Genomic DNA, 1,012 nt, shown 5'->3' with positions numbered 1-1,012 from the left:
GAACTTCTCCCAGCTCCGGTCGAGGACCGCCAGGTCCGCCCGCAGCGAGCGCTGCTGCCAGCCCTGCTGCAGGTACAACTCGGCGACCCGGGCACCGATCTGGGCGCGCAGCGAGTCCAGACGGCCGGTGCTCTGCGCCGTGCGCGACGAGGAGGACTCGTACGCCGCCCCGCGCGCCCGCATCGCGTCGATCCGCGCGACCTGCTGGATCGGGCTGCGCCTGCTCGGCATCAGAGCACGGACCAGGGCGTAGATCCCCAGGCCGATGACGGCACCGACCAGGACCGGCATGGTCAGGTTCATCGTCGTCCCCCCTCGTCCCCAGACGCCGCCGACGGCTGAGCCGGTTGCGGCAGGCGCTGTACGGGCTGTCCCGGCTGACCCGGCTGACCCGGCGTGCGGGGCCGGACGAACTGGACGTCGGCGCTGTCGCGGACCAGGAAGCGGTCCGGCGTCTCGATGGTGGACAGCTTGCGCATCCACCAGAAGCCGAGGGCGAACAGGCCGCACACGCAGGCCAGTACGAGCTGACCGACGGGTGAGCTGTACGGCTCGACGAAGTCGCGGTTGAAGATGGACAGGCCGAGGACGAAGAGCACCGACACCGCGACGACGATCTGCACGGAGCGGCGGGTCGAGGCGCGCTGGGCCATCACGCGCTGGCGCATGTCGACCTCCTCGCGCGCCGACTTGGCGAGCGCGCCGAGCACCTGCCGCAGACCCGGGCCGCGCAGCCGCGCGTTGAGGATCAGCGCCGCGACGATGATGTCGGCGGACGCGTCGTCGATCTCGTCGGCGAGGTGCTGGAGCGCGTCGGGCAGCGGGGTGCGCGAGCGCAGCCGGTCGACGAGGGCGTCCAGGTGGGGACGGAGGACCGGGGCCGCGGCGCGGGCCGAGGCGGGGATGGCCTGCTCCAGGCCGACCGCGCCCGCGATGGTGTCGCGCAGCGACTCCGTCCAGGAGGCGAGCGCCTCGACCCGCTTCATGGCGGCGCGTTCCTCCGCGGCGCCGC

At 73.3% G+C, this 1,012-nt stretch carries 1 protein-coding gene and 1 pseudogene; both read right to left on the bottom strand.

All coding sequences use genetic code 11. The features are described from left to right. Positions 1–303, bottom strand: a pseudogene (locus AB0E98_RS34000) (type II secretion system protein); the annotation flags it as partial. Continuing rightward, positions 300–1,012 (bottom strand): type II secretion system F family protein (locus tag AB0E98_RS33995; protein ID WP_361710384.1); only part of this gene is annotated, 713 nt, incomplete at its 5' end. The gene AB0E98_RS33995 and the pseudogene AB0E98_RS34000, both read right to left, overlap by 4 nt.

The organism is Streptomyces sp. NPDC037389, from assembly GCF_040636475.1.
In the GTDB taxonomy this organism is placed as follows: Bacteria; Actinomycetota; Actinomycetes; order Streptomycetales; family Streptomycetaceae; genus Streptomyces; species Streptomyces hesseae.
The sequence above is the reverse complement of the archived record's forward strand: the minus strand, read 5'-3'. Positions and strand labels throughout refer to the sequence as shown.